20 protein-coding genes are annotated in these 19337 nt (G+C 67.1%); 10 read left to right on the forward strand and 10 right to left on the reverse strand.

Annotated features, from left to right (window positions below; genetic code table 11):
* Nucleotides 1-88 precede the first annotated feature (88 nt).
* The gene (locus KQ303_RS13865) at nucleotides 89-229 is read left to right on the forward strand and encodes a hypothetical protein (RefSeq protein WP_259730746.1); all 141 of its coding nucleotides are present in this window, start codon (nucleotides 89-91) and stop codon (nucleotides 227-229) included.
* Here the strand turns inward: KQ303_RS13865 and KQ303_RS13870 are convergent.
* The gene (locus tag KQ303_RS13870) at nucleotides 213-740 is read right to left on the reverse strand and encodes an HdeD family acid-resistance protein (protein WP_259730747.1); all 528 of its coding nucleotides are present in this window, start codon (nucleotides 738-740) and stop codon (nucleotides 213-215) included. The genes KQ303_RS13865 and KQ303_RS13870 overlap by 17 nt on opposite strands.
* Nucleotides 741-920: 180 nt before the next feature.
* Between KQ303_RS13870 and KQ303_RS13875 the strand changes: the two genes are divergently transcribed.
* From KQ303_RS13875 to ilvD, 8 genes are all read left to right on the forward strand, one after another.
* Complete coding sequence (locus KQ303_RS13875; protein WP_094513090.1) at nucleotides 921-1418, forward strand: DUF2231 domain-containing protein; 498 nt, start codon at nucleotides 921-923, stop codon at nucleotides 1416-1418.
* Nucleotides 1418-1993, forward strand: a complete 576-nt coding sequence (locus KQ303_RS13880) for a DUF2231 domain-containing protein (RefSeq protein WP_094513091.1) — start codon at nucleotides 1418-1420, stop codon at nucleotides 1991-1993. Before KQ303_RS13875 ends, KQ303_RS13880 begins: the two co-directional genes overlap by 1 nt.
* Nucleotides 1990-2913 (forward strand): cytochrome c oxidase subunit II, encoded by a 924-nt coding sequence (locus KQ303_RS13885; RefSeq protein WP_259730748.1) that lies wholly within the window; start codon nucleotides 1990-1992, stop codon nucleotides 2911-2913. Before KQ303_RS13880 ends, KQ303_RS13885 begins: the two co-directional genes overlap by 4 nt.
* Before the next feature lie 5 nt (nucleotides 2914-2918).
* The gene (locus KQ303_RS13890; RefSeq protein ID WP_259730749.1) at nucleotides 2919-4607 is read left to right on the forward strand and encodes a cbb3-type cytochrome c oxidase subunit I; all 1689 of its coding nucleotides are present in this window, start codon (nucleotides 2919-2921) and stop codon (nucleotides 4605-4607) included.
* A 3-nt stretch (nucleotides 4608-4610) separates the two neighbouring features.
* Nucleotides 4611-5222 (forward strand): heme-copper oxidase subunit III, encoded by a 612-nt coding sequence (locus KQ303_RS13895; RefSeq protein ID WP_259730750.1) that lies wholly within the window; start codon nucleotides 4611-4613, stop codon nucleotides 5220-5222.
* Nucleotides 5219-6733, forward strand: a complete 1515-nt coding sequence (locus KQ303_RS13900; protein ID WP_259730751.1) for a GMC oxidoreductase — start codon at nucleotides 5219-5221, stop codon at nucleotides 6731-6733. The genes KQ303_RS13895 and KQ303_RS13900 overlap by 4 nt, the downstream gene beginning before the upstream one ends.
* 35 nt (nucleotides 6734-6768) lie before the next feature.
* Nucleotides 6769-7071, forward strand: a complete 303-nt coding sequence (locus tag KQ303_RS13905; RefSeq protein WP_259730752.1) for a hypothetical protein — start codon at nucleotides 6769-6771, stop codon at nucleotides 7069-7071.
* A gap of 169 nt (nucleotides 7072-7240) precedes the next feature.
* Nucleotides 7241-8911 carry a dihydroxy-acid dehydratase gene (ilvD, locus tag KQ303_RS13910; RefSeq protein ID WP_259730753.1) on the forward strand — a complete coding sequence of 557 codons (1671 nt, stop codon included), beginning with the start codon at nucleotides 7241-7243 and terminating at the stop codon, nucleotides 8909-8911.
* On the opposite strand, the gene KQ303_RS14670 is transcribed toward ilvD, so the two are convergent.
* The 7 genes from KQ303_RS14670 to glpX form a co-directional block, all read right to left on the reverse strand.
* Nucleotides 8895-9383 (reverse strand): hypothetical protein, encoded by a 489-nt coding sequence (locus KQ303_RS14670; protein WP_311134173.1) that lies wholly within the window; start codon nucleotides 9381-9383, stop codon nucleotides 8895-8897. The genes ilvD and KQ303_RS14670 overlap by 17 nt on opposite strands.
* The gene (locus tag KQ303_RS13920; protein WP_259730754.1) at nucleotides 9380-9943 is read right to left on the reverse strand and encodes a CIA30 family protein; all 564 of its coding nucleotides are present in this window, start codon (nucleotides 9941-9943) and stop codon (nucleotides 9380-9382) included. The genes KQ303_RS14670 and KQ303_RS13920 overlap by 4 nt, the downstream gene beginning before the upstream one ends.
* Nucleotides 9944-9957: 14 nt before the next feature.
* On the reverse strand, nucleotides 9958-10692 hold the full coding sequence (gene pgl / locus KQ303_RS13925) for a 6-phosphogluconolactonase (protein WP_259730755.1): 735 nt from the start codon (nucleotides 10690-10692) through the stop codon (nucleotides 9958-9960).
* Entirely contained in the window at nucleotides 10692-12107 is a 1416-nt protein-coding gene (gene gndA, locus KQ303_RS13930) for an NADP-dependent phosphogluconate dehydrogenase (RefSeq protein ID WP_259730756.1), read from the reverse strand. Before gndA ends, pgl begins: the two co-directional genes overlap by 1 nt.
* Nucleotides 12108-12193: 86 nt before the next feature.
* Nucleotides 12194-13489, reverse strand: coding sequence for a glucose-1-phosphate adenylyltransferase (locus KQ303_RS13935; RefSeq protein WP_255101285.1), 1296 nt, complete (start codon nucleotides 13487-13489; stop codon nucleotides 12194-12196).
* Nucleotides 13490-13567: 78 nt separating this feature from the next.
* Nucleotides 13568-14878 (reverse strand): glutamyl-tRNA reductase, encoded by a 1311-nt coding sequence (locus KQ303_RS13940; RefSeq protein ID WP_259730757.1) that lies wholly within the window; start codon nucleotides 14876-14878, stop codon nucleotides 13568-13570.
* A 10-nt stretch (nucleotides 14879-14888) separates the two neighbouring features.
* A complete protein-coding gene (gene glpX, locus KQ303_RS13945; protein ID WP_094513103.1) occupies nucleotides 14889-15893 on the reverse strand; it encodes a class II fructose-bisphosphatase in 1005 nt (334 codons plus the stop codon).
* 187 nt (nucleotides 15894-16080) lie between these two features.
* Here glpX and rpe point away from each other — a divergent pair, with 187 nt between their 5' ends.
* Nucleotides 16081-16764, forward strand: coding sequence for a ribulose-phosphate 3-epimerase (gene rpe, locus KQ303_RS13950; RefSeq protein ID WP_259730758.1), 684 nt, complete (start codon nucleotides 16081-16083; stop codon nucleotides 16762-16764).
* Nucleotides 16765-16792: 28 nt separating this feature from the next.
* Here rpe and KQ303_RS13955 read toward each other — a convergent pair whose 3' ends face one another.
* Both KQ303_RS13955 and ccsB read right to left on the reverse strand, forming a co-directional pair.
* Nucleotides 16793-18256 (reverse strand): glycosyltransferase family 39 protein, encoded by a 1464-nt coding sequence (locus tag KQ303_RS13955; protein WP_259730759.1) that lies wholly within the window; start codon nucleotides 18254-18256, stop codon nucleotides 16793-16795.
* Between the two features lie 94 nt (nucleotides 18257-18350).
* Nucleotides 18351-19289 carry a c-type cytochrome biogenesis protein CcsB gene (gene ccsB, locus KQ303_RS13960; RefSeq protein ID WP_259730760.1) on the reverse strand — a complete coding sequence of 313 codons (939 nt, stop codon included), beginning with the start codon at nucleotides 19287-19289 and terminating at the stop codon, nucleotides 18351-18353.
* Nucleotides 19290-19337: the final 48 nt, after the last annotated feature.

Consider the following 19337-nt stretch of genomic DNA (forward strand, 5'->3'; position numbering starts at 1 on the left):
GCCCGCGCCCTGCGCCACGGCAGGACGGGCGCCGAAGCCTCACAATCAGGCCCGACCGCCACTGACCGGCTGAAGCCGGTGAACCCCCATGGCTCCGTTGCTTCCGGTTCCGCTTGCTCCCGCGGTGTTCACCTTCCGCGACTGGCTCTGGAGTGGCGGGCTGATCGAGCTGTCCCTGGTGATGGCGGCGTTTCTGGTGGCTGCCTGGTTCGTCAACCGTTCCCGCTGACGGCGCCGGGATCAGGCGCGGTGAGCAGGTTGACGCCGGAGAAGGCCAGCGCCACGCCGAACAGGGTGCCGATCACCCAGAGACTGTCGCTGGGCCATTCCGCGATCAGTAGACCGCCCAGGATCGCGGTCACCAGACCGTCGGCGATCACCAGGCCCCGGGCCTGGCCATCGGCAGCGGCGCCGGCGGCCAGTTCCATCACCCCTTCGAAGGCCATGAGCAGGCCGACGAACAGGGTGAGGCTCACCTCACTGCTCACCGGAAACACCAGAATCCAGAGGCCACCGCCCACATACAGCAGCCCGCTGAGGCCGCGAAACAGCTTGGTGCTGAGGTCGCCGCCGCCGGTGAGACGCAGCAGCTGGGAGATCCCGCCTGCCACCGCCACCCCGCCCAGCACGATCGTCAGCAGCGTGGCGGACACGAACGGCAGGGCGATCGACAGGCCGGCAGCAGCGAAGACCAGGGCGGCAGCCAGCCAGCGCAACGGCTTGGACGCAGGAATCGACATCGGGCACGGTCTCGCGAAAGCCAACGCTAAAGGCAGAACCGGGACTGGCCTTCTCCCCCTGGATGACCCGCACGCTCCGATGTGTCGGGTTGCACAAACGCACTAGCTTTATTTCTTGATAATGACGCACCCGCCCGAAGCCAAGCTTCAAGGTGGAACCAGCCATTCCCCTCTGCGGCCATGCTCGAGCTGTTGCCCCAGCTCAACGATCGCAACCTTCCCTGGATGGACACGATCCATCCGATCGTCGTCCACTTCGTGATTGCCATGGCCCTGATCGCGTTCCTGTTCGACGTGATCGGCCGCCTGGCCGGCAAGCCTGAGCTCTATGAGGTGAGCTTCTGGAACCTGCTGTTCGCCACCGCGGCGATCTTCGTGGCGATCATCTTCGGCCAGGTGGAAGCGGGCCTGGCCAACCCCTATGGCGAATCGCGCGAGATCCTCAACCTGCACAGCACGATCGGCTGGGCGCTGGCCGGCATCCTTTCGGTGCTCACGGCCTGGCGTTACGTGATCCGCAGCAAGGATCCGCGCCGCCTGCCGCTGGCCTTCCTCGGCGCCGGCTCGGTGCTGAGCGTGCTGGTGGTGGTGCAGGTGCTGCTGGGTAGCGAGCTGGTCTGGATCTACGGCCTTCACACCGTCAAGGTGGTGGAAGCGATGCGCGAGGGATTGGTGTGATGGCCCTGGGTCCGAATGGCCTCCCCTACAGCCTGCCGATTCACCCGAACCTGGTGCATCTCACCATCGGCCTGTTCATCATCGCCATCGCCTTTGATATCGCCGGGGCCCTGTTCCCGCTGGAGCGGCGTGTGTTCCGCTTTCTGGCGCTGCCGGTGACCCGCTCCGCCCTGCACGATGTGGGCTGGTACAACCTGCTGGCCTGCAGCGTGGTGAGCTTCTTCACCGTCACCGCCGGCTTTTTCGAGATGCAGCTGGCCGTGCCTCTGCCCGGCATCACCAGCAGCTTCGGCCTCAGCAGCACCGGCAGCATGCTCTGGCACGGCGCCGGTGGTCTGCTGCTGCTGCTGGTGATCGTGCTGATGACCGTGTGGCGGGGCTTTCAGCGCTATGCCTGGCGCCGCGAGATGGGGCGGCAGGTGCAGTGGAGCTACCTGGCCCTCGGCATCGTGATGTTCGCCCTGCTGGGGGTGCACGGCACCATCGGCGCCCAGCTGGCTGTCGAATTCGGCGTGCACGTCACCGCCAACCAGTTGCTGGCCGCCGGCGCCGATCTCCGTGAGGCTCTGCCATGACCAGCTCACCGCCCGCCTCTGTCAATCGGGCCGCGGTGGCCGCCGTCAGCCTCTGGGTGGGGCTGCTGGTGCTGCTGTCGCACTGGCTGGGGCAGCAGGCCTACCGCTGGCTGCCAGTGCAGGCCTCCAGCGCCGCCCCACTGGTCGACGACCTCTTCAGCCTCGAAACCGCGATCGCCTGCTTCGTGTTCGCCGGTGTGGTGTCGGTGATGGCGTACGTGCTGCTGTTCAACCGGGCCGAGAAATACGACATGGACGATGCCGCTCCGGTGGAGGGCAACACCGTGCTGGAGATCATCTGGACGGCGATTCCCCTGGTGCTGGTGATGGCGATCGCCTGGACGACCATCGGCGTCAACCGTGAGATCGGCGCCATCGGCCCCATGGACCACAGCCACGGCGACACCGCCGAGGCGATGGCCGGCGCCCCCACCGCCGAGATCCAGGTGATCGCCCGTCAGTGGTCGTGGGAGTTCCGCTACCCGGATGCGGCTGCGTCGAGCACCGAGCTGCACCTGCCGGTGGGTCGTCGCGTGAGCCTGCAGCTGGAGAGCGCCGATGTGATCCACGGCTTCTACGTGCCCGCCTTCCGCCTCAAGCAGCAGGTGATCCCCGGCCGCTCGATCGCCTTCTTCATCACCCCCACCCGCGAGGGTCGCTACCGCCTGCGCGATTCCGAATACAGCGGCACCTGGTTCGCCGCCAACCAGGTGGATGTGGTGGTGCAGAGCGAGGAGGCCTACCAGGACTGGCTCACCCGGGCGGCGGCCCAGCCCCTGCGGCCCGGCATCAGCGATGCCTCCCGGGAATACGCCCAGCAGCAATCCCGGCTGCGCGCCTCCGGCTATCCCACCGTGCCCCCGGCTCCCCCCCCAATGGTCAACGTGCCCGGCTCGAACACCCTTCCCCACGCAGGTTGACCCCCATGACCCTCACCTCTCTTGATCCCGGCATCCTCAAGGCCGCCCACCCAGTGCCGGGGGCACCGAACAACTGGAAGCGCTTTTTCAGCTTCAACACCGATGCCAAGGTGATCGGCATCCAATACATCGTGACCTCGCTGTTCTTCCTGTTGGTGGGAGGGCTGCTGGCGATGATCATGCGTGGCGAGCTGATCACGCCTGAGGCGGATCTGGTGGATCGCACCGTGTACAACGCGCTCTACACGATGCACGGCACGATCATGCTGTTTCTGTTCATGTTTCCGGTTCTCAACGGCCTCAACAACCTGTTGATCCCCTGCATGATCGGCGCCCCTGACATGGCCTTTCCGCGCCTCAATGCCGCCGCCTTCTGGCTTGTGCCAGTGTTCGGCGTGATCCTGATGGCCAGCTTCCTGGTGCCCGGCGGTCCGGCGGCCTCCGGCTGGTGGTCGTATCCACCGGTGAGCCTGCAGAACCCCCTGGGCCATCTGATCAATGGCGAAGCGCTGTGGATCACGGCGGTGGCCCTTTCCGGCGTGTCGTCGATCATGGGAGCGGTGAACTTCGTGACCACGATCCTGCGCATGCGCGCTCCCGGCATGACGTTCTTCCGGATGCCGATCTTCTGCTGGACCGCCCTCTCCGCCCAGACGATTCAGCTGATCGGCCTGCCCGCTCTCACCGGCGGCGCTGTGATGCTGCTGTTCGATCTGGTGTTGGGCACGTCCTTCTATCGCCCGGAAGGGGGCGGCGACCCTGTGCTCTATCAGCACTTCTTCTGGTTCTATTCCCACCCGGCGGTGTATGTGATCATCCTGCCGGTGTTCGGCATCTTCTCCGAACTGTTTCCCGTGCACGCCCGCAAGCCCCTGTTCGGCTACGTGTTCGTGGCGATGGCTTCGCTGGTGATCGTGGGCCTCAGCCTGGTGGTGTGGGTGCACCACATGTTCCCCAGCGGGGTGCCCCAGTGGATGCGGGATCTGTTCATGGTGTCCACGATGCTGATCGCGGTACCCACCGGCATCAAGGTGTTCGCCTGGCTGGGCACCCTGTGGGGGGGCAAGATCCAGCTGAACACACCGATGCTGTTTTCCCTCGGTGGCCTGTTCAACTTCGTGTTCGCCGGTGTGACCGGCATCATGCTGGCCACGGTGCCGGTTGACATCCACGTCAACAACACCTACTTCGTGGTGGGCCACTTTCACTACGTGATCTACGGGGCTGCCACCATGGGGGTGTATGCGGCGATCTATCACTGGTTCCCTAAATTCACTGGCCATATGTATTTCGAAGGGCTGGGCAAGCTCCATTTTTTGCTCACCTTTGTAGGCACCAATCTCAACTTCTTCCCGATGCATCCGCTCGGGTTGATGGGCATGCCCCGGCGCGTATCGTCGTACGACCCGGAATTCGCCTTCTGGAACGTGATCGCCAGCCTCGGCGGCTTTCTGCTGGGGGTGTCGATCATTCCCTTCCTGCTCAACCTGGTGAGCTCCTGGGTGTGGGGGCCCAAGGCGCCGGCCAATCCCTGGAAAGCCATCGGCCTGGAGTGGCTGCTCCCCTCCCCTCCTCCGGCCGAGAACTTTGAAGACAACGTTCCCACCGTGATCAGCGGCCCCTACGGCTACGGCACGGGCAAACCCCTGGTGGAGCACCAGGAGGCCTATGAACGCGCCCTTCAGGAGGCCTGAACCATGACCACCCTTCCCTCAGCGGCGCCCGCCGGCCCCGGCCCGGCCCATGGCGAAGGCCACGCCAGCCACCCCAGCTACACACTCACCGGCTTCATCATTTTTCTCTGCTCCGAGAGCGTCATTTTTCTGGCGTTCTTCGCCGCCTATGCGCTGCTGAAATCCACCGCCACCAGCTGGTTGCCGCCGGGGGTGGAGGGTTTGGAGTGGCGCACCCCGCTGCAGTTCACAGTGGTGCTTGTGTCGAGCAGCGGCACGATCGCCGTGGCAGAGCACTTCCTCGGCCAGAAACGCCTGTGGGCCTTCCGCGCCTTCCTGCTGCTCACGATGGCGATGGGCTCCGTCTTTCTTTATGGCCAGGCGAGTGAATGGAGCGGCCTTTCGTTCGGCTTCACCAGCGGCACCTTCGGCGGTCTGTTTTATCTGCTCACCGGCTTTCACGGCCTGCATGTGGCCACCGGCATCCTGCTGATGGGCCTGATGCTGGGGCGCTCGTTCTATCCAGGCAACTACGACAACGGTGAACAGGGTGTCATCGCTGTTTCCCTGTTCTGGCACTTCGTGGATGTGATCTGGGTGCTGCTCTTTCTGCTTCTCTACGTCTGGCAAGCATGATCATTGATGACACCCACTACGACGTCATCGTCGTCGGCAGCGGCGCCGGAGGCGCCACCCTGGTCAGCGATCTGGCGGCGAAGGGCCGCTCGGTGCTGCTGCTGGAGCGGGGCGCCGCCTTGCCCCGAGAAGACCAGAACGTCGCGGATGTGGACCTGTTCCGCAAAGACCGCTACCACCCTGGCGAGCAGTGGTTCGGCACCGATGGCGATCCCTTCTCCCCCCAGGCGGTGTATGCCCTCGGCGGCAACACCAAGATCTGGGGGGCGGTGCTGGAGCGGATGCGGGAGCAGGAGTTCGGCCCGTTGCGCTATCAGGAAGCCACCGCACCCTCCTGGGGTCTCCCCTACAACCACTTCGCCCCCTGGTACGACCGGGCGGAAGCCCTCTACCGCGTGCATGGCCGCCAGGGGGTGGATCCCACCGAGCCCAGCCGTTTCGCCGCCTACGCCCGGTCGCCGCGGCCGCTTGATCCCTTGCTGGAGGAGCTGCGTGAAGGCCTCCGTCGCCAGTCGTGCCATCCCTACGACCTGCCGCTCAGCTGGTCGGAGGATCCGGCAGACCCCAGCGGCGATGCGGAGCTGTTCGGCGTCACCCCGGCGCTTGCGGGCGCCGGCACCTGCCTGCGCACCAACGCCAGGGTCAACCGCCTGCATGTGAATCCCGGCGGCACGGAGGTGCGCGGAGTGGAGGCGGAGATCGACGGCCAGAACTGGCTCTTTCGTGGTGATCAGGTGGTGCTGGCCGCTGGCGCAGTGAACACGGCGGTGATTCTGCTGCGCTCTGTCTCAGATCCCCATCCCGCCGGCCTGGCCAACGGCTCCGGCCAGGTGGGCCGCAACCTGATGCGGCCCCAGCTCACGGCGATCCTGCAGCTGGCGGCCCGGGCCAACTCCGGCGCTTACTCCCGCAGCCTCGGCGTCAACGACTACTACTGGGGTGACAAGAACGTGAGCTTCCCGCTCGGCCACATCGAGAGCGGCGGCGGCGTGCTGCAGGACGCCCTGTTCGCCGAATCCCCGCCGGTGCTTTCGCTGGTGACCCGGCTGCTCCCCAACGCGGCGTTGCGGCAGCTGGCGGCCCGCTCGGTGTGCTGGTGGGCGATGACTGCGGTGCTGCCCGATCCGGACAATGCGATCACCCTGCGGCGTGACCGCATCCGCATCCACTACCTGCCCAACAATCTCGAAGCCCACGACCGGCTCGTCTACCGCTGGATCGACACCCTGCGGCGCACCGAAAAGGACCCTCTCACCCAGGTGGTGCGTCCCTCGCCGGTGCATCCCCGCGGCGAAGCACCGCTGGCGGTGATGGGCTATGCCTGCGGTACCTGCCGCATGGGCAGTGATCCGGCCAGCTCCGTGGTGGATCTGGCGGGGCGCAGCCATGAAGTGGCCAACCTCTGGATCGCCGATGCCAGCGTCTTCCCCAGCTGTCCATCGGTGTCGCCCGGCCTCACGGTGATCGCCAATGCCCTGCGCGTGGCGGATGCCTTGATGCACGCCTCCTAGGCTGTGTCACTGGGCTTTTGGATCGGAGCCACCTGATGGCAGGACACGACGGGTCAACGCGCGGCGGCAGCACCATCCTGGCCAGCGCTATCGCCGGGGCCGTGGTGGGAGCGGCCGGGCTGGCCTGGTGGCTGCTCGACGCCGCTGAGCGCCGCCGGCTGGCCGAGCGCCAGCGCCGTCGCCTCACCCTCTCGCGCTTTCAGGATGGCCCCAGCGAGGGAGAGGGCTACATCCGTCGCCCGCTGCTCGAAAAGGAGCTGCAGCACAAGGTTCAGGAGCTCAACCAGGCCATCGAGGATGTGCGGCGCCAGCTGGAGTGCCTAACCCCGGACAACTGATCCGCCCGCTGGCCCAACAGCCTTCAGCCCAGGCGCCAGCCAAAGGCCCGCCTCACGGCTCCTCCGGCTTGGAACCCCTCCCGCCGCACGCTGTGTTCTGCGGACACTCCTGACGCGGAGGCTTTTCCTGCGGATCGGTAGGTTGATCTCCGGTGTTCCCCTGCCTTCCATGCTCCGCTCCGCCGCCATCACCGCAGGTGTCCAGCGTTCCCCCAACCGCGCCATGTTGCGGGCGGTGGGCTTCGGCGACGGCGACTTCGACAAGCCGATCATCGGCATCGCCAACGGCTACAGCACGATCACGCCCTGCAACATCGGCCTGAACGACCTGGCCCGGCGCGCTGAGCAGTCCGCCCACAGCGCCGGTGCCATGCCCCAGATGTTCGGCACCATCACCGTCAGCGACGGCATCTCGATGGGCACCGAGGGGATGAAGTATTCGCTCGTGTCGAGGGAGGTGATCGCCGATTCGATCGAAACCGCCTGTAACGCCCAGAGCATGGACGGCCTGCTGGCGATCGGCGGCTGCGACAAGAACATGCCTGGCGCCATGCTCGCCATGGCCCGCATGAACATCCCGGCGATCTTCGTCTATGGCGGCACGATCAAGCCCGGCCGGCTTGGTCCCTGTGATCTCACCGTGGTGAGCGCCTTCGAGGCGGTGGGTCAGTTTTCGGGGGGCCGCATCGATGAGGCGGAGCTGCTGGCGATCGAGAAGAACGCCTGCCCCGGTGCCGGCAGCTGCGGCGGCATGTTCACCGCCAACACGATGAGCTCGGCCTTCGAAGCGATGGGGCTCAGCCTGCCGGGCAGTTCCACCATGGCGGCGGAAGATCCGGAGAAGGCGGAGAGCGCCGCCCGTTCGGCGGAGGTGCTGGTGCGTGCCATCGAGGCGAACATCCGCCCCCGCGACCTGATCACCCGCGAGGCGATCGAAAACGCGATCAGCGTGATCATGGCCGTCGGCGGCTCCACCAACTCGGTGCTGCACCTGCTGGCGATCGCCCGCACCGCCGAGGTGCCGCTCAGCATCGACGATTTCGAAACCATCCGCCAGCGGGTGCCGGTGATCTGTGACCTCAAGCCCAGCGGCCGCTACGTGACGGTGGATCTGCACCGGGCCGGCGGCATCCCGCAGGTGATGAAGCTGCTGCTCGATGCGGGCCTGCTGCACGGCGACTGCGGCACGATCGAGGGGCGCACTCTGCGTGAGGTGCTGGCCGATGTGCCCAGCGAGCCCCCGGCCGGTCAGGACGTGATCCGGCCCCTCTCCAATCCGCTCTATGCCAAGGGGCACCTGGCCATCCTCAAGGGCAACCTGGCGGAAGAGGGGGCGGTGGCCAAGATCAGCGGCGTCAAGACCCCCGTGATCACCGGCCCGGCCCGCGTGTTCGAGAGCGAGGAAAGTGCCCTGGAGGCGATCCTGGCAGGATCGGTGGGGGCCGGCGATGTGGTGGTGGTGCGTTACGAGGGTCCCGTGGGTGGCCCCGGCATGCGCGAGATGCTCTCCCCCACCGCCGCGATCGTGGGCCAGGGGCTGGGCGAATCGGTGGCGTTGATCACCGATGGCCGCTTCAGTGGTGGCTCCTACGGCATGGTCGTGGGACACGTGGCACCGGAGGCGGCCGTGGGCGGCACCATCGCGCTGGTGGAAGAAGGCGATAGCATCACCGTGGACGCCCACCAGCTGCTGATTCAGCTGAACGTTGACGCGGCCGAGCTGGAGCGCCGACGCGCTGCCTGGGTGGCCCCCGCCCCCCGCTACCGCACCGGCGTGCTGGGCAAGTACGCCCGCCTGGTGAGCAGCAGCAGTCTGGGTGCCGTCACCGATCCGGTCTAGGCCTGCCAGGGGGCTCGCCTGCAGGGCCTGCAGCCTCTGCAGGATCCTCACCGTGTGCATCGGAGGGGAGGCTGAGCAAGGCGCGCAGACGCCGGGCCAGGGCTTCCAGCGGGGCGCCGGCCGGCGGCCGCTCGGTGCGCAGCCCCGTTTCTCCGTCCATCCAGACGGGGTGCTGGCCGTGCCAGAGCATCGGTTGCTCCGGTTGCTCCGGCCAGCTGAGCATCATGTGGAGGTCGTTGCCGCTGCGGTAGAGCTCCAGCTCGATGTCCTGCTGCGGCAGCCGCTCCCCGTCGATCCCCCGCGGCTGAAGGCGCAGGCAGCAGTCGCCAGGCCCCGCGGAGCTTTCACTGGCGGAGCCTTGACAGCCGGAGGCCCCGCTCGCCATGGCTCCCACCACCGCATGGCGGTGCGGTTTGAGGCAGAGATCGGCCGCGGCGGCGATCCGCCGGCTGAGCTCATCGGCGGCGCTCACGGCACCGCTCGCACCGCCACCAGAGCCAACTGCAGCGGGCCGGCCCGGAAGCCTGCGTTCAGCTGGCCGTCGTCGCCGAACTTGGAATGCAGCACCTGCAGCCGCGTGACCCGGCCGGGATCGAAGCGCAGCGGCAGGTTCAGCGGGCGGGCCCGCACCGAGGCCCGCAGCTGAGCGAAGGGAATCTCCACCCGTTGGGGCGGCTGGTCAGGCGCGCTGACGCTGGTGTCGAACTCCGCCACCCAGCGCAGCCCGCCGGGGATCAGCTCGGTGAGCCCGGCGACGCCATCGGCGCAGGCCACGGCCAGCTTGTAGCGGCGGCCGTCGCCACGCAACTCCAGCTGCAGGGCGCGGTAGTCGCCCAGGTTCAGGGGCGGGGAGAACAGCGGCGAGCGGCAACTCACGAAGCCACCGCCCTGCTCCACCACATCGGCCTCCAGCACCAGCCCCTCCGGGCCGATGCGGCAGACGCCGCTGCTGCGTCCTCCCATGATCGTGTCGTTCAGGGCCAGCCACCCGCTGAACCCGTCGCCGCTCACCACCACCAGCGGTGCCACCATGCCAGCCGGCTCCATCAAGGCTCCAAGCCTGCCGCAGCGGCGGGATCGGCGAGGATCAGCACCGGAGTGAGGGGCTTCACTAGCCGGGCCGGGGTGCGCACGGCCGGCTCGTTCGGATCAAGCAGGCGTTGCAGGGCCTGGCGCTTGCCTGCCCCGCTCACCAGAAACACCACCTGGCGCGCGGCACTCAGCACCGGTGCGGTGAGGGTCACGCGGGGCAAGCCCTTGCCCTCGCTGATCGTCACCGGGCGATCCACCACCGTGGTGGCTGCCGTGCCTGGAAACAGCGAGGCGGTGTGGCCGTCTTCTCCCAGACCCAGCAGCACCACATCCAGCACCGGCGGATCGCCGGGGCAGAGGCGAGCCAGCACGGCCGCGAAGGCGGCGGCGCTGGCTTCCGGCGTGTCCTGATCGGTGGGGACGGGATGAAAGCAGGCCTCCCGGCCCGGGCCGGCGGCCAGCAGGGAGCGGCTCAGCAGCAGCGCATTGCTGGAGGGGTCGTCGGCCGGCACCCAGCGCTCATCCCCGAGCAGCACGTCCACCCGGTTCCAGGGCAGGTGGGCCGCGCCGAGATGGCGATAGGCGGCCTCCGGGGTGGTGCCACCGGCGAGGGCGATCTGGGCCCGCTCCCGCTCCGCCAGCGCCAGGTCGATGGCAGAGGCGATCGTGGTGGCGGCGGACTCCGCCAGCTGCTCCTGCCCCCCGGCTACCACCTTCAGCTGATAGGTGGGCGATGGGGTGTGCTCCATCAGAGCCACTCGGTGTGGAAGGCACCGTCGCGGTCCACCCGCTGATAGGTGTGGGCGCCGAAGCAATCGCGCATGGCCTGCAGCAGGTTCTGGGGCAGGCGGGCGGTGCGGTAGCTGTCGATGTAATCGAGCGTGCTGCTCAGGCAGGGCACGGGAATGCCGGCCTGGGCGGCATCTGCCACCACCTGGCGCAGGCCGGGCAGCCGGCGGTTGATCTGTTCGGCGAACCAGGGGTCCACCATCAGGTTTGCCAGACCCGGATTGGTGTCGTAGGCGTCCTGGATGCGCTGCAGCAGGCGGGCGCGGATGATGCAGCCCCCCTTCCAGATCTGGGCGATCGCGGACAGGTGGAGGTTGTAGTCGTGCAGCTTGGAGGCTTCCACCAGCAGGGCCATGCCTTGGGCGTAGCTGGCGATGCAGGCAAGGATCACCGCATCGCGCAGCGGCGGCAGGCCTTCGGTGGGCTCGCCGAGCTGCACGGGGTGGGGCGCCGGACCCGGCAGCACCGATTCAGCGGCCACCCGCTCGGATTTCATCGAGCTCATCACCCGCCCGTTCAGGGAGGCGTAGATGGTGGGCACGGGCACCCCCATTTCCAGCGCGCTGATCACGGTCCAGAGGCCGGTGCCTTTCTGGCCGGCCACGTCGAGGATCTTTTCGACCAGGTCGCCGCCATCCTCAGGATCGCGGGTGCGCAGGCACACCTCGGTGATTTCCACCAGATAGGAGGAGAGCTCCTCCAGCTGGTTCCAGCCGTCGAACACATCGGCCATGGCGATGCCATCGAGGCCGGCGCCGCGCTTCATCAGGTCGTAGGCCTCCACCAGGATCTGCTCGATCCCGTACTCGATGCCGTTGTGCACCGTCTTGACGAAATGGCCGGCGCCACCGGGGCCGATGTAGGTGACGCAGGGGCCGTCCTCCACCTGGGCGGCCATCTTGGTCACCAGGCTCTCAATGGCGTCGTAGGCCGCCTTGGTGCCGCCGGGCATCATGCTCGGCCCCTCCAGGGCGCCCTTGGCGCCACCGGACACCCCCATGCCGATGTAGCCGAAGCTCTTGCTCTCCAGCTCCTTCACCCGCCGCTCGGTGTCGGTGTAGAGAGAGTTGCCGCCGTCGATCAGCAGATCGCCATCCTCCAGGTACGGGGAGATGGCGGCGATGGTGTCGTCGATCGGCTGGCCCGCCTTGATCATCATCAGGATGCGGCGGGGCCGCTCCAGGCTGGCCACGAACTCCTCAAGGGAGTGGGCGCCGATGATCTGAAGGCCGGCGCCGCGGCCGTTGAGGAACTCTTCCGTCTTGGCCCAGGTGCGGTTGTAGACGACGCTGGAGAAGCCGTTGCGCTCAGCGTTGAGGACCAGGTTCTCGCCCATCACGCCCAGGCCGATCAGGCCGAAGTGCGCTTTGCTCATGTGGGTTGGGCTGCAAACCTTTCTGAGCCAGTGTGCCCCTGCGGCCCGCCCGACGCTGCCGCCTGCGCGGCTGTGTCAGCAACCGCTCAGATCACGGTGCCGTCAGCGATGGTGGCGTTCTTCTCCACCACCACGATGCCGTTGCGGATGTAAAAGCCCAGCTCCGGCCGGTCGGCTTCCTCGATGTGGTCCTTGTTCACGATCGTGACGTTGCGGCCGATGCGCACGTTCTTGTCGAGGATCGAGCGCCGCACGGTGGTGCCATTGCCCACGCCCAGCGGGATGCCGCCTCGCTCGCGCAGCACGGCCCGCTCTTCCGCCGATTCGAAGTAGTCGGCGCCCATCACCAGGGTGTCCTGAAGCACCACTTCGGCCTCGATGCGCGAGCGCACGCCGAGCACGCAGTGGTGGATGCTGCAGGCCTGCAGCAGGGAGCCTTCACCGATGATCGACTGCGTGACCTGGGTGTCGAGCAACTTGCTGGGGGGCAGGTAACGGGGCCGCGTGTAGATGGGGAATTTCTCGTCGTAGAAGGAGAACGCCGGGCTGGGTTGGTCGGTGAGCGCCAGGTTGGCCTCGTAGAACGCCCCGATCGTGCCGATGTCCTCCCAGTAGTCGTTGAAGACGAAGCTGCTGAGCTTGTCGCCCCGCGCCAGGGAGGTGGGGATGATCTCCTTGCCGAAGTCGGTGGCTTCGGGATTGCTCACCAGCAGGTCGAACAGGGTGTCGCGGCTGAACACATAGATGCCCATCGACGCCAGGTAGGGGCGCTTGAGGGCCTCGTCGGCCGAGAGGCCGTGGCGGGAGGTGTCGACCGCCATCGCTTCCAGGGCGGCGCCCTTCGGCTTCTCGCTGAACTCGCGGATCCACCCCTGGGGATCGGTGCGCATCAGGCCGAAGCCCTCGGCCTGGGCTGCATCCACCGGCAGCGCCGCCACGCTCAGGTCGGAGCCGGTGTCGATGTGGTGGCGCACGAAGCTGCTGTAATCCATCCGGTAGAGCTGGTCGCCGGAGAGAATCAGGTAGTGGTCCACGTCCCATTCGTGGAACAGCCACTGGTATTTGCGCACGGCGTCCGCAGTGCCTTCAAACCAGCTGGGGCTGTCAGGGGTCTGCTGAGCCGCGAGCACCTCCACGAACCCCTGCCCGAAGCCGGCGGAGAGGTTGTAGGTCTGGGTGAGGTGGCGGTTGAGCGACGCGCTGTTGAACTGCGTCAGCACGTAGATCTTGTTGACCCCGGAGTTGATGCAGTTGCTCACCGGGATGTCGATGAGCCGGTATTTACCGGCCAGCGGCACCGCCGGCTTGGCCCGCATCTTTGTGAGCGGGTAGAGCCGGGTGCCCGCTCCGCCGCCGAGGATGATCGCCAGAACCCGCTTCATCACTGCCCCCAAGGACTGCTGTTGTCAGCATTCGAGCACCGTACCGGAGCACGTGACCCCCGGTCGGTGGTCTGGAATTCAGCCCTCACCGCTGGACTCATCAAGCGCGAAAAGTTCATGGAGCACTTTCATGGATTGATGGCGTTGCTGGCGTGGCTGGGGCGCCCGCAGGTGGGTGACCGGGCTGTGCAGGATCTTGTTGACGATGCCTTTGGTGAGGGCTTCCACCACCTTGCGCTCCCGCGCTGAAAGGTCGGGGCCCATGCGGCTGAGCGCTTTCTGCAGCTCCTGTTCGCGGATCAGCTCCAGCTGCTGGCGGAGCCGGTTGAGGGTGGGCACGGCTTCCAGGCCGTCCCACCAGTCGAGGAACTGGCGAGCTTCCTCCTGCAGCAGCCCTTCGGCTTCGGCGGCGATCTCACGGCGGGCCTCCTGATTGCGGGCCACCACCTCCTGCAGATCGTCCACATCGAAGGCCTCCACCCCACCCAGGGCAGCGACGTCGGAGCTGATGTTGCGGGGCACGCCGATGTCGATCAGCTTCAGTGAGGAGCGGCGGTTGAGCCCCTGCAGCCGGGCGGCGTCGATGATCGGCTCATCGGCGGCCGTGCTGGTGAACACCAGCGAGCAGGTGCTGAGGCAATGGTCCAGGTCTTCGAGCGGCCGGCATTGCACCGGCAAGTCGGGAAAATCAGCCGCCAGGGCCTCCGCCCGTGACACGGTGCGATTGAGCAGCACCAGGGCGCGGCAGCCCTTGGCCTGCAGGTGCTGCAGCAGCAAGCGGGACATGCGCCCCGCTCCCACCACCGCCACCTGCTCGCCCTCGAGCGACACGAGGTCGTCGACGCCGCGGCTCTGGCCCACCTTGAGCTGGGCCAGCTCCACCGCAGCCGAGCTGATCGACACGGCGCCAGTGCCGAGATTGGTTTCGGTGCGTACCCGCTTGCCGGTGCTCACCGCCTGGGTGAGCAGCCGGTTGAGGATCGGGCCGATCGAGCCATGCTCCTGGCCCAGCCGCACCATCTTCTTCACCTGGGAGAGGATCTGCCCTTCCCCCAGCACCAGGCTGTCGAGCCCTGCCGCCACCCGCAGCAGATGACCCACCGCCTCTTCATGGTGATACGTGAAGAGGTGGGGGGTGAGTTCGCCGAAATCAAGGCCCGAGTGCTGGCTCAGGAAGGAGCCCACGGCCGTGATGCCCTGCTCCGGATGGCGCAGCAGCGTGTAGATCTCAAGCCGGTTGCAGGTGCTGAGGATGGAGGCCTCAAGCACTTGGGCATCGCCGCGCAGGATCTGGAGGGATTCCTCCATCGTCTGCTCCGGGATGCTGAGGCGCTCCCGGATTTCGACAGGAGCCGTGCGATGGCTGAGCCCGACGACGGCGATGTGCATGGGGTGGGACTCAGCGCAGCGCGACGCTTTGAGCGCCGGGCTTGATGTGGATGGTGTCCGTGAAGCGGGCGCTGGAATCGAGCGAGGAAATGATCAGGCTGCTGGTGCGGGTGCAGTCGCGCTCGAACTTGACGCCCTTGAACAGCAGGCCATCGGTGATACCGCTGCCTGCGAAGACCACGTTCTCGCCGGAGGCCAGCTCCTCGGCCTCGTACACCTTGTCGATGTCGGTGATGCCCATTTCATTGAGGCGAGCGATGTTGCCTTCCTTGGTGTAATCGGCCCACTCGGAGGTCTGGGCGACGGCGGGGTCATACACGAGCTGACCCTGGAAGTGTCCACCCAGGCAGCGCAGGGCTGCAGCGGAGATCACCCCTTCCGGAGCAGCGCCGATGCCCATCAGGCAATGGGTGCCGGTGCCGGAGAAGCCACAGGCGATGGCCGCCTGCACGTCACCGTCGCTGATGGGCTTCACCCGGGCGCCGGTGGCGCGGATCTCGGCAATCAGATCCTTGTGGCGGGCGCGGTCCATCACCACGATCACCAGCTCATTGGCGGGCAGGCCGAGGCACTCGCTGAGGATGGCGATGTTTTCCGTGGCGCTCTTGCGGATGTCCACCTTGCCTTTGGCGGCCGGCGGTGCCGCCAGCTTCTTCATGTAGAAGTCGGGCGCATTGAAAAGGCCACCGCGGTCGGAAGCGGCCAGCACGGCCATCGAGCCGTCTTGGGCGTTGGCGCAGAGGTTGGTGCCTTCGCAGGGGTCGACGGCGAAATCCACGCCGGGACCGGTGCCGCTGCCCACTTCCTCGCCGATGTAGAGCATCGGGGCTTCGTCGCGCTCCCCTTCGCCGATCACGATCCGGCCCTGCATGGCGATGCTGCCCATCCGCAGGCGCATGGCCTCCACGGCAGCAGCGTCGGCTTCGTCTTTCTTGCCGAGGCCGGTCAGGTGCGCAGAGGCGATGGCGGCCTGCTCGACGACTTCAAGCAGTTCCTGAATGAGGGTGCGATCCACAAAAGTCCGGCAGGGGGAGGGAGCGGCGGTGCCGAAGCAAGAACCGGCAGACCAGCTGCAGCAGGTTTGTTTCGGTCTCTGGCCGAGGCGACTGTATCAGCGCCCCATGGGGCGCCCCGTTGGCTGGAGAACCGGTACTGGCCTCTTCCTACAATGCTCGGGATCTCTTGCCCCGGTGGCCCCAGCCATGAGCACGAAGCCTCTGGTGATCGCCCCGTCGATCCTGTCTGCAGATTTTGCCCGTCTCGGCGACGAGGTGCGGGCCGTTGACGAGGCGGGGGCCGATTGGATCCACGTGGATGTGATGGACGGACGCTTCGTCCCCAACATCACCATCGGCCCACTGATCGTCGAAGCGCTGCGCCCCGTCACGCAGAAACCGCTCGATGTGCACCTGATGATCGTGGAGCCCGAGCGTTATGTGGGCGATTTCGCCAAGGCGGGCGCCGATCACATCTATGTACAGGTGGAAGCCTGCCCTCACCTCCACCGCAACCTCGGCCAGATCAAGGATCTCGGCAAGAAGGCCGGTGCGGTGCTCAACCCCGGCACACCGCTGGAAACCCTCGAGTACTGCCTCGAGCTCTGTGACCTGGTGCTGATCATGAGCGTGAACCCCGGCTTCGGGGGCCAGAGCTTCATCCCTTCAGCCGTGGAAAAAGTGCGCCGCCTGCGCCGGATGTGCGATGAACGGGGCCTGGATCCCTGGATCGAGGTGGACGGCGGCCTCAAGGCCGGCAACGCCTGGCAGGTGATCGAGGTGGGTGCCAACGCGATCGTCTCGGGCTCCGGCGTGTTCAATCAGCCCGATTACCGCGAAGCGATCAGCGGCATCCGCCACAGCCGCCGGAGCGAGACCGTGCTGGTCTGAGGCTTCTTGAGGGCCGGTGTGGAAGCCGTTACGGGAGCTTCTCCGGTGCCGAATTGGGACCGTAACGACGGGGCCAGGGGCTGGGCAGGGGACCAAAACGGCTGAATTCCAACTGCAAAGCCGGGCGGCCAGCGCGGTGAATCTCAACGGTCCCCAGGGGCTCCACCTTCCCCAGCTGAGGCAGCCAGGCTTCTCGCACTAGGGGCTTGCCGGGCTCCACGATGCCGAACAGCACCCCACTGGCACCCCGGTAGCCAGTGGGCGGTTGCCACCAGGCGAATCCCCTGGAATCGTTGTTGAAGGTGGTGTAGTCGGCATTCAGCTGCGAACCCAGCGCCAGAGCCAGAAAGCCCGGCAGGTCGTAGCGGTTGCCGGCGATCAGGCTGGCTTCCTGCAGCGCCTTCCAGACGACGGGGTTGCGGCGCAGGTCCCTACGCAGGCTGTCGGCAGGCATCAGCTGGGTCGAGGGGTCCAGCCCCGGGGGCAACCAGGCGTCGAGCACTCCCCAGCGCACCTGCAGGGCCAGGGTGAACAGCAGCGCTGGCAAGATCAGGGCCGTGCCCCAGGCTCCCGCCACGATCCAGCCCCGCCACCGCCGATCGTGGGGCCCGGCCAGCCAGTCTCCTGCCAGCGGCAGCAGCAGCCACCAGGCCGGCACCAACCAGCTGGAGAGCACCTGCATGCGACCAGCCAGCAAAAGGAAGACCACCAGTTGCGGCACCACCAGCCAGCGCAGAAGCTGCCGGTGAACGGTGGCACCATCCCGGCGGGATCGGGGCCACAACGCCACCAGCAGCACCACCCCGACCGTGGGGAAGAGCAGCACCAGTTGGGATAGGAGAAACAGGGGCGGGGCCGCCAGGTCATAGCCCCCCCCTCCACCAATCCGGCCACCCTGGAACAGGAAGGAGGCCCAGCCGTTGTTGAGGTTCCAGAGCCAAAGCGGCGCCGACACCATCAGCCAGACCAGCAGGGCCAGGCCGGGCCAGAAGCTGCGGAAGTGGTGCCGGCATTCCCCGTTGGCCAGGCACCAGGCCAGCAGGGAGAGCAACCACAGCAGGCCCTGGTACTTGCCCAGGGTGACCAGCCCCAGCAGAACACCGAGGACGATCGCCTCCCGGGGTGAAACGGGCACCACCCGGGGGTGTCGTGACAGCCACCAGAGCAGGGCCGCGAGGGCCAGCACCAGGGGGCTGTCCGGCAGCAACAGCAGGCCGCCGCAGAGGAACAGGACCGGAGCGACGCTGCCCAGCACGGCGCTGAGCAGGGCCGCACGCCGGCCGAACCAGCGCTCGGTCGCGCCGCTGAGCAGGGCGAGTGCCAGGGTGTAGCTCAGCAGGGAAGGCAGCCGCAGAGCCAGGATTGAACCCCCGAGCCGGGTTCCCACCCAGGCCCATAGCCCCACCGCGGCGGGATGGTCGAAGTAGCTCAGGGCCGGATGGCGGCCGTAGAAGAGGTAATAGGCCTCGTCGTAGCCGGGCGGCAGCACCATGGCCAGTTTCAACCGAACCACCAACCCGCCGAGCAGCACCAGGGGCAGCAGGAGCGCTGGGGGGAGCGTTCTTGGCCGCCGGGAAGGCTGTGACTCAGTCACCGAGGAACCAGCCGTAGCTGTGCAGACCGATGCCCAGCAGATTCACGCCGATATAGCAGACGACGATCACCACCAGCCCGGCAGAGGCCACCAGGGCCGGTCGCCTGCCCTGCCAGCCGCGGCTGAGCCGGGTGTGCAGATAGGCGGCATAGACGAGCCAGCAGATCAGGGCCCAGGTTTCCTTCGGATCCCAGCTCCACCAGCTGCCCCAGGCCTCATTGGCCCACACGGCGCCGCTCACCAGACCCACCGACAGCAGCAGGAAGCCCACTGTGATCGTGCGGTAGCTGAGGCTGTCGAGCTGTTCGCTCACGCCGATAGCCACGCTGCTCAGCTCCAGGCCCTGGCCGCTGCTGCTGCTGGCCTCGCCGCCCCCCGGCACCGCGGCCAGCTGGGCGCGGCGGAAGCCGCCGCTGCCGATCGAACTGCTGCGCAGCTCCAGCTGGCGGCCCCGCTCGGTGAACAGCACGGCCACCGATAGCAGTGAACCCACCAGCAAGGCGGCGTAGCTCACCATGATCACGCTCACATGCATCACCAACCAGCTGGAGCGGAGGGCCGGCACCAGTGGGGAGGCTGCCTGCAGGCGGTCGGGCAGGGCGAAGCTGGCAAAGGCCACACAGCCAAGACCCATTGGTGTCGCTGCCGCCGCCACCAGCGGGGAGGCCCAGGAGCGCTCCACCAGCAGCTGGGTGAGCGTGCAGGCCCAGGCCAGGAAGCAGAGCGATTCGTAGAGATTGCTGATCGGGAAGTGTCCCGATTCCCACCAGCGCAGTGTGAGTTGGGCGGTGAGGCTCAGATTGGCCCCGGCCACCAGCAGGCGCACCACCGTGCTCGAACGGCCGCCGCTCAAACTCCAGAAGGCCAGCGGCAGAGCGACCAGCAGCAGGCCGAAGGCGATCAGGGCGAGGGTCAGAACCGGATCGGTCACAGAAAGCACGATTCCCAGAAGCGGTTGGGTCAGTCTGCCTGGCGGTCA

It is taken from the genome of Synechococcus sp. CS-1333 (assembly GCF_025128015.1).
Classification (GTDB): domain Bacteria; phylum Cyanobacteriota; class Cyanobacteriia; order PCC-6307; family Cyanobiaceae; genus MW101C3.

What these genes read in the sequence shown, in the direction of transcription:
- ilvD (WP_259730753.1), top strand. Translation starts at nt 7,241, where the DNA reads ATGCTCCGCTCCGCCGCCATCACCGCAGGTGTCCAGCGTTCCCCCAAC.
- KQ303_RS13900 (WP_259730751.1), top strand. Translation starts at nt 5,219, where the DNA reads ATGATCATTGATGACACCCACTACGACGTCATCGTCGTCGGCAGCGGC.
- KQ303_RS13865 (WP_259730746.1), top strand. Translation starts at nt 89, where the DNA reads ATGGCTCCGTTGCTTCCGGTTCCGCTTGCTCCCGCGGTGTTCACCTTC.
- pgl (WP_259730755.1), bottom strand. Translation starts at nt 10,692, where the DNA reads ATGGAGCACACCCCATCGCCCACCTATCAGCTGAAGGTGGTAGCCGGG.
- rpe (WP_259730758.1), top strand. Translation starts at nt 16,081, where the DNA reads ATGAGCACGAAGCCTCTGGTGATCGCCCCGTCGATCCTGTCTGCAGAT.
- KQ303_RS13920 (WP_259730754.1), bottom strand. Translation starts at nt 9,943, where the DNA reads ATGGTGGCACCGCTGGTGGTGGTGAGCGGCGACGGGTTCAGCGGGTGG.
- gndA (WP_259730756.1), bottom strand. Translation starts at nt 12,107, where the DNA reads ATGAGCAAAGCGCACTTCGGCCTGATCGGCCTGGGCGTGATGGGCGAG.
- KQ303_RS13955 (WP_259730759.1), bottom strand. Translation starts at nt 18,256, where the DNA reads ATGGTGCTGCCGCCCGGCTACGACGAGGCCTATTACCTCTTCTACGGC.
- KQ303_RS13880 (WP_094513091.1), top strand. Translation starts at nt 1,418, where the DNA reads ATGGCCCTGGGTCCGAATGGCCTCCCCTACAGCCTGCCGATTCACCCG.
- KQ303_RS13935 (WP_255101285.1), bottom strand. Translation starts at nt 13,489, where the DNA reads ATGAAGCGGGTTCTGGCGATCATCCTCGGCGGCGGAGCGGGCACCCGG.
- KQ303_RS13890 (WP_259730749.1), top strand. Translation starts at nt 2,919, where the DNA reads ATGACCCTCACCTCTCTTGATCCCGGCATCCTCAAGGCCGCCCACCCA.
- KQ303_RS13870 (WP_259730747.1), bottom strand. Translation starts at nt 740, where the DNA reads ATGTCGATTCCTGCGTCCAAGCCGTTGCGCTGGCTGGCTGCCGCCCTG.
- KQ303_RS13905 (WP_259730752.1), top strand. Translation starts at nt 6,769, where the DNA reads ATGGCAGGACACGACGGGTCAACGCGCGGCGGCAGCACCATCCTGGCC.
- KQ303_RS13895 (WP_259730750.1), top strand. Translation starts at nt 4,611, where the DNA reads ATGACCACCCTTCCCTCAGCGGCGCCCGCCGGCCCCGGCCCGGCCCAT.
- KQ303_RS13875 (WP_094513090.1), top strand. Translation starts at nt 921, where the DNA reads ATGCTCGAGCTGTTGCCCCAGCTCAACGATCGCAACCTTCCCTGGATG.
- KQ303_RS13885 (WP_259730748.1), top strand. Translation starts at nt 1,990, where the DNA reads ATGACCAGCTCACCGCCCGCCTCTGTCAATCGGGCCGCGGTGGCCGCC.
- KQ303_RS13940 (WP_259730757.1), bottom strand. Translation starts at nt 14,878, where the DNA reads ATGCACATCGCCGTCGTCGGGCTCAGCCATCGCACGGCTCCTGTCGAA.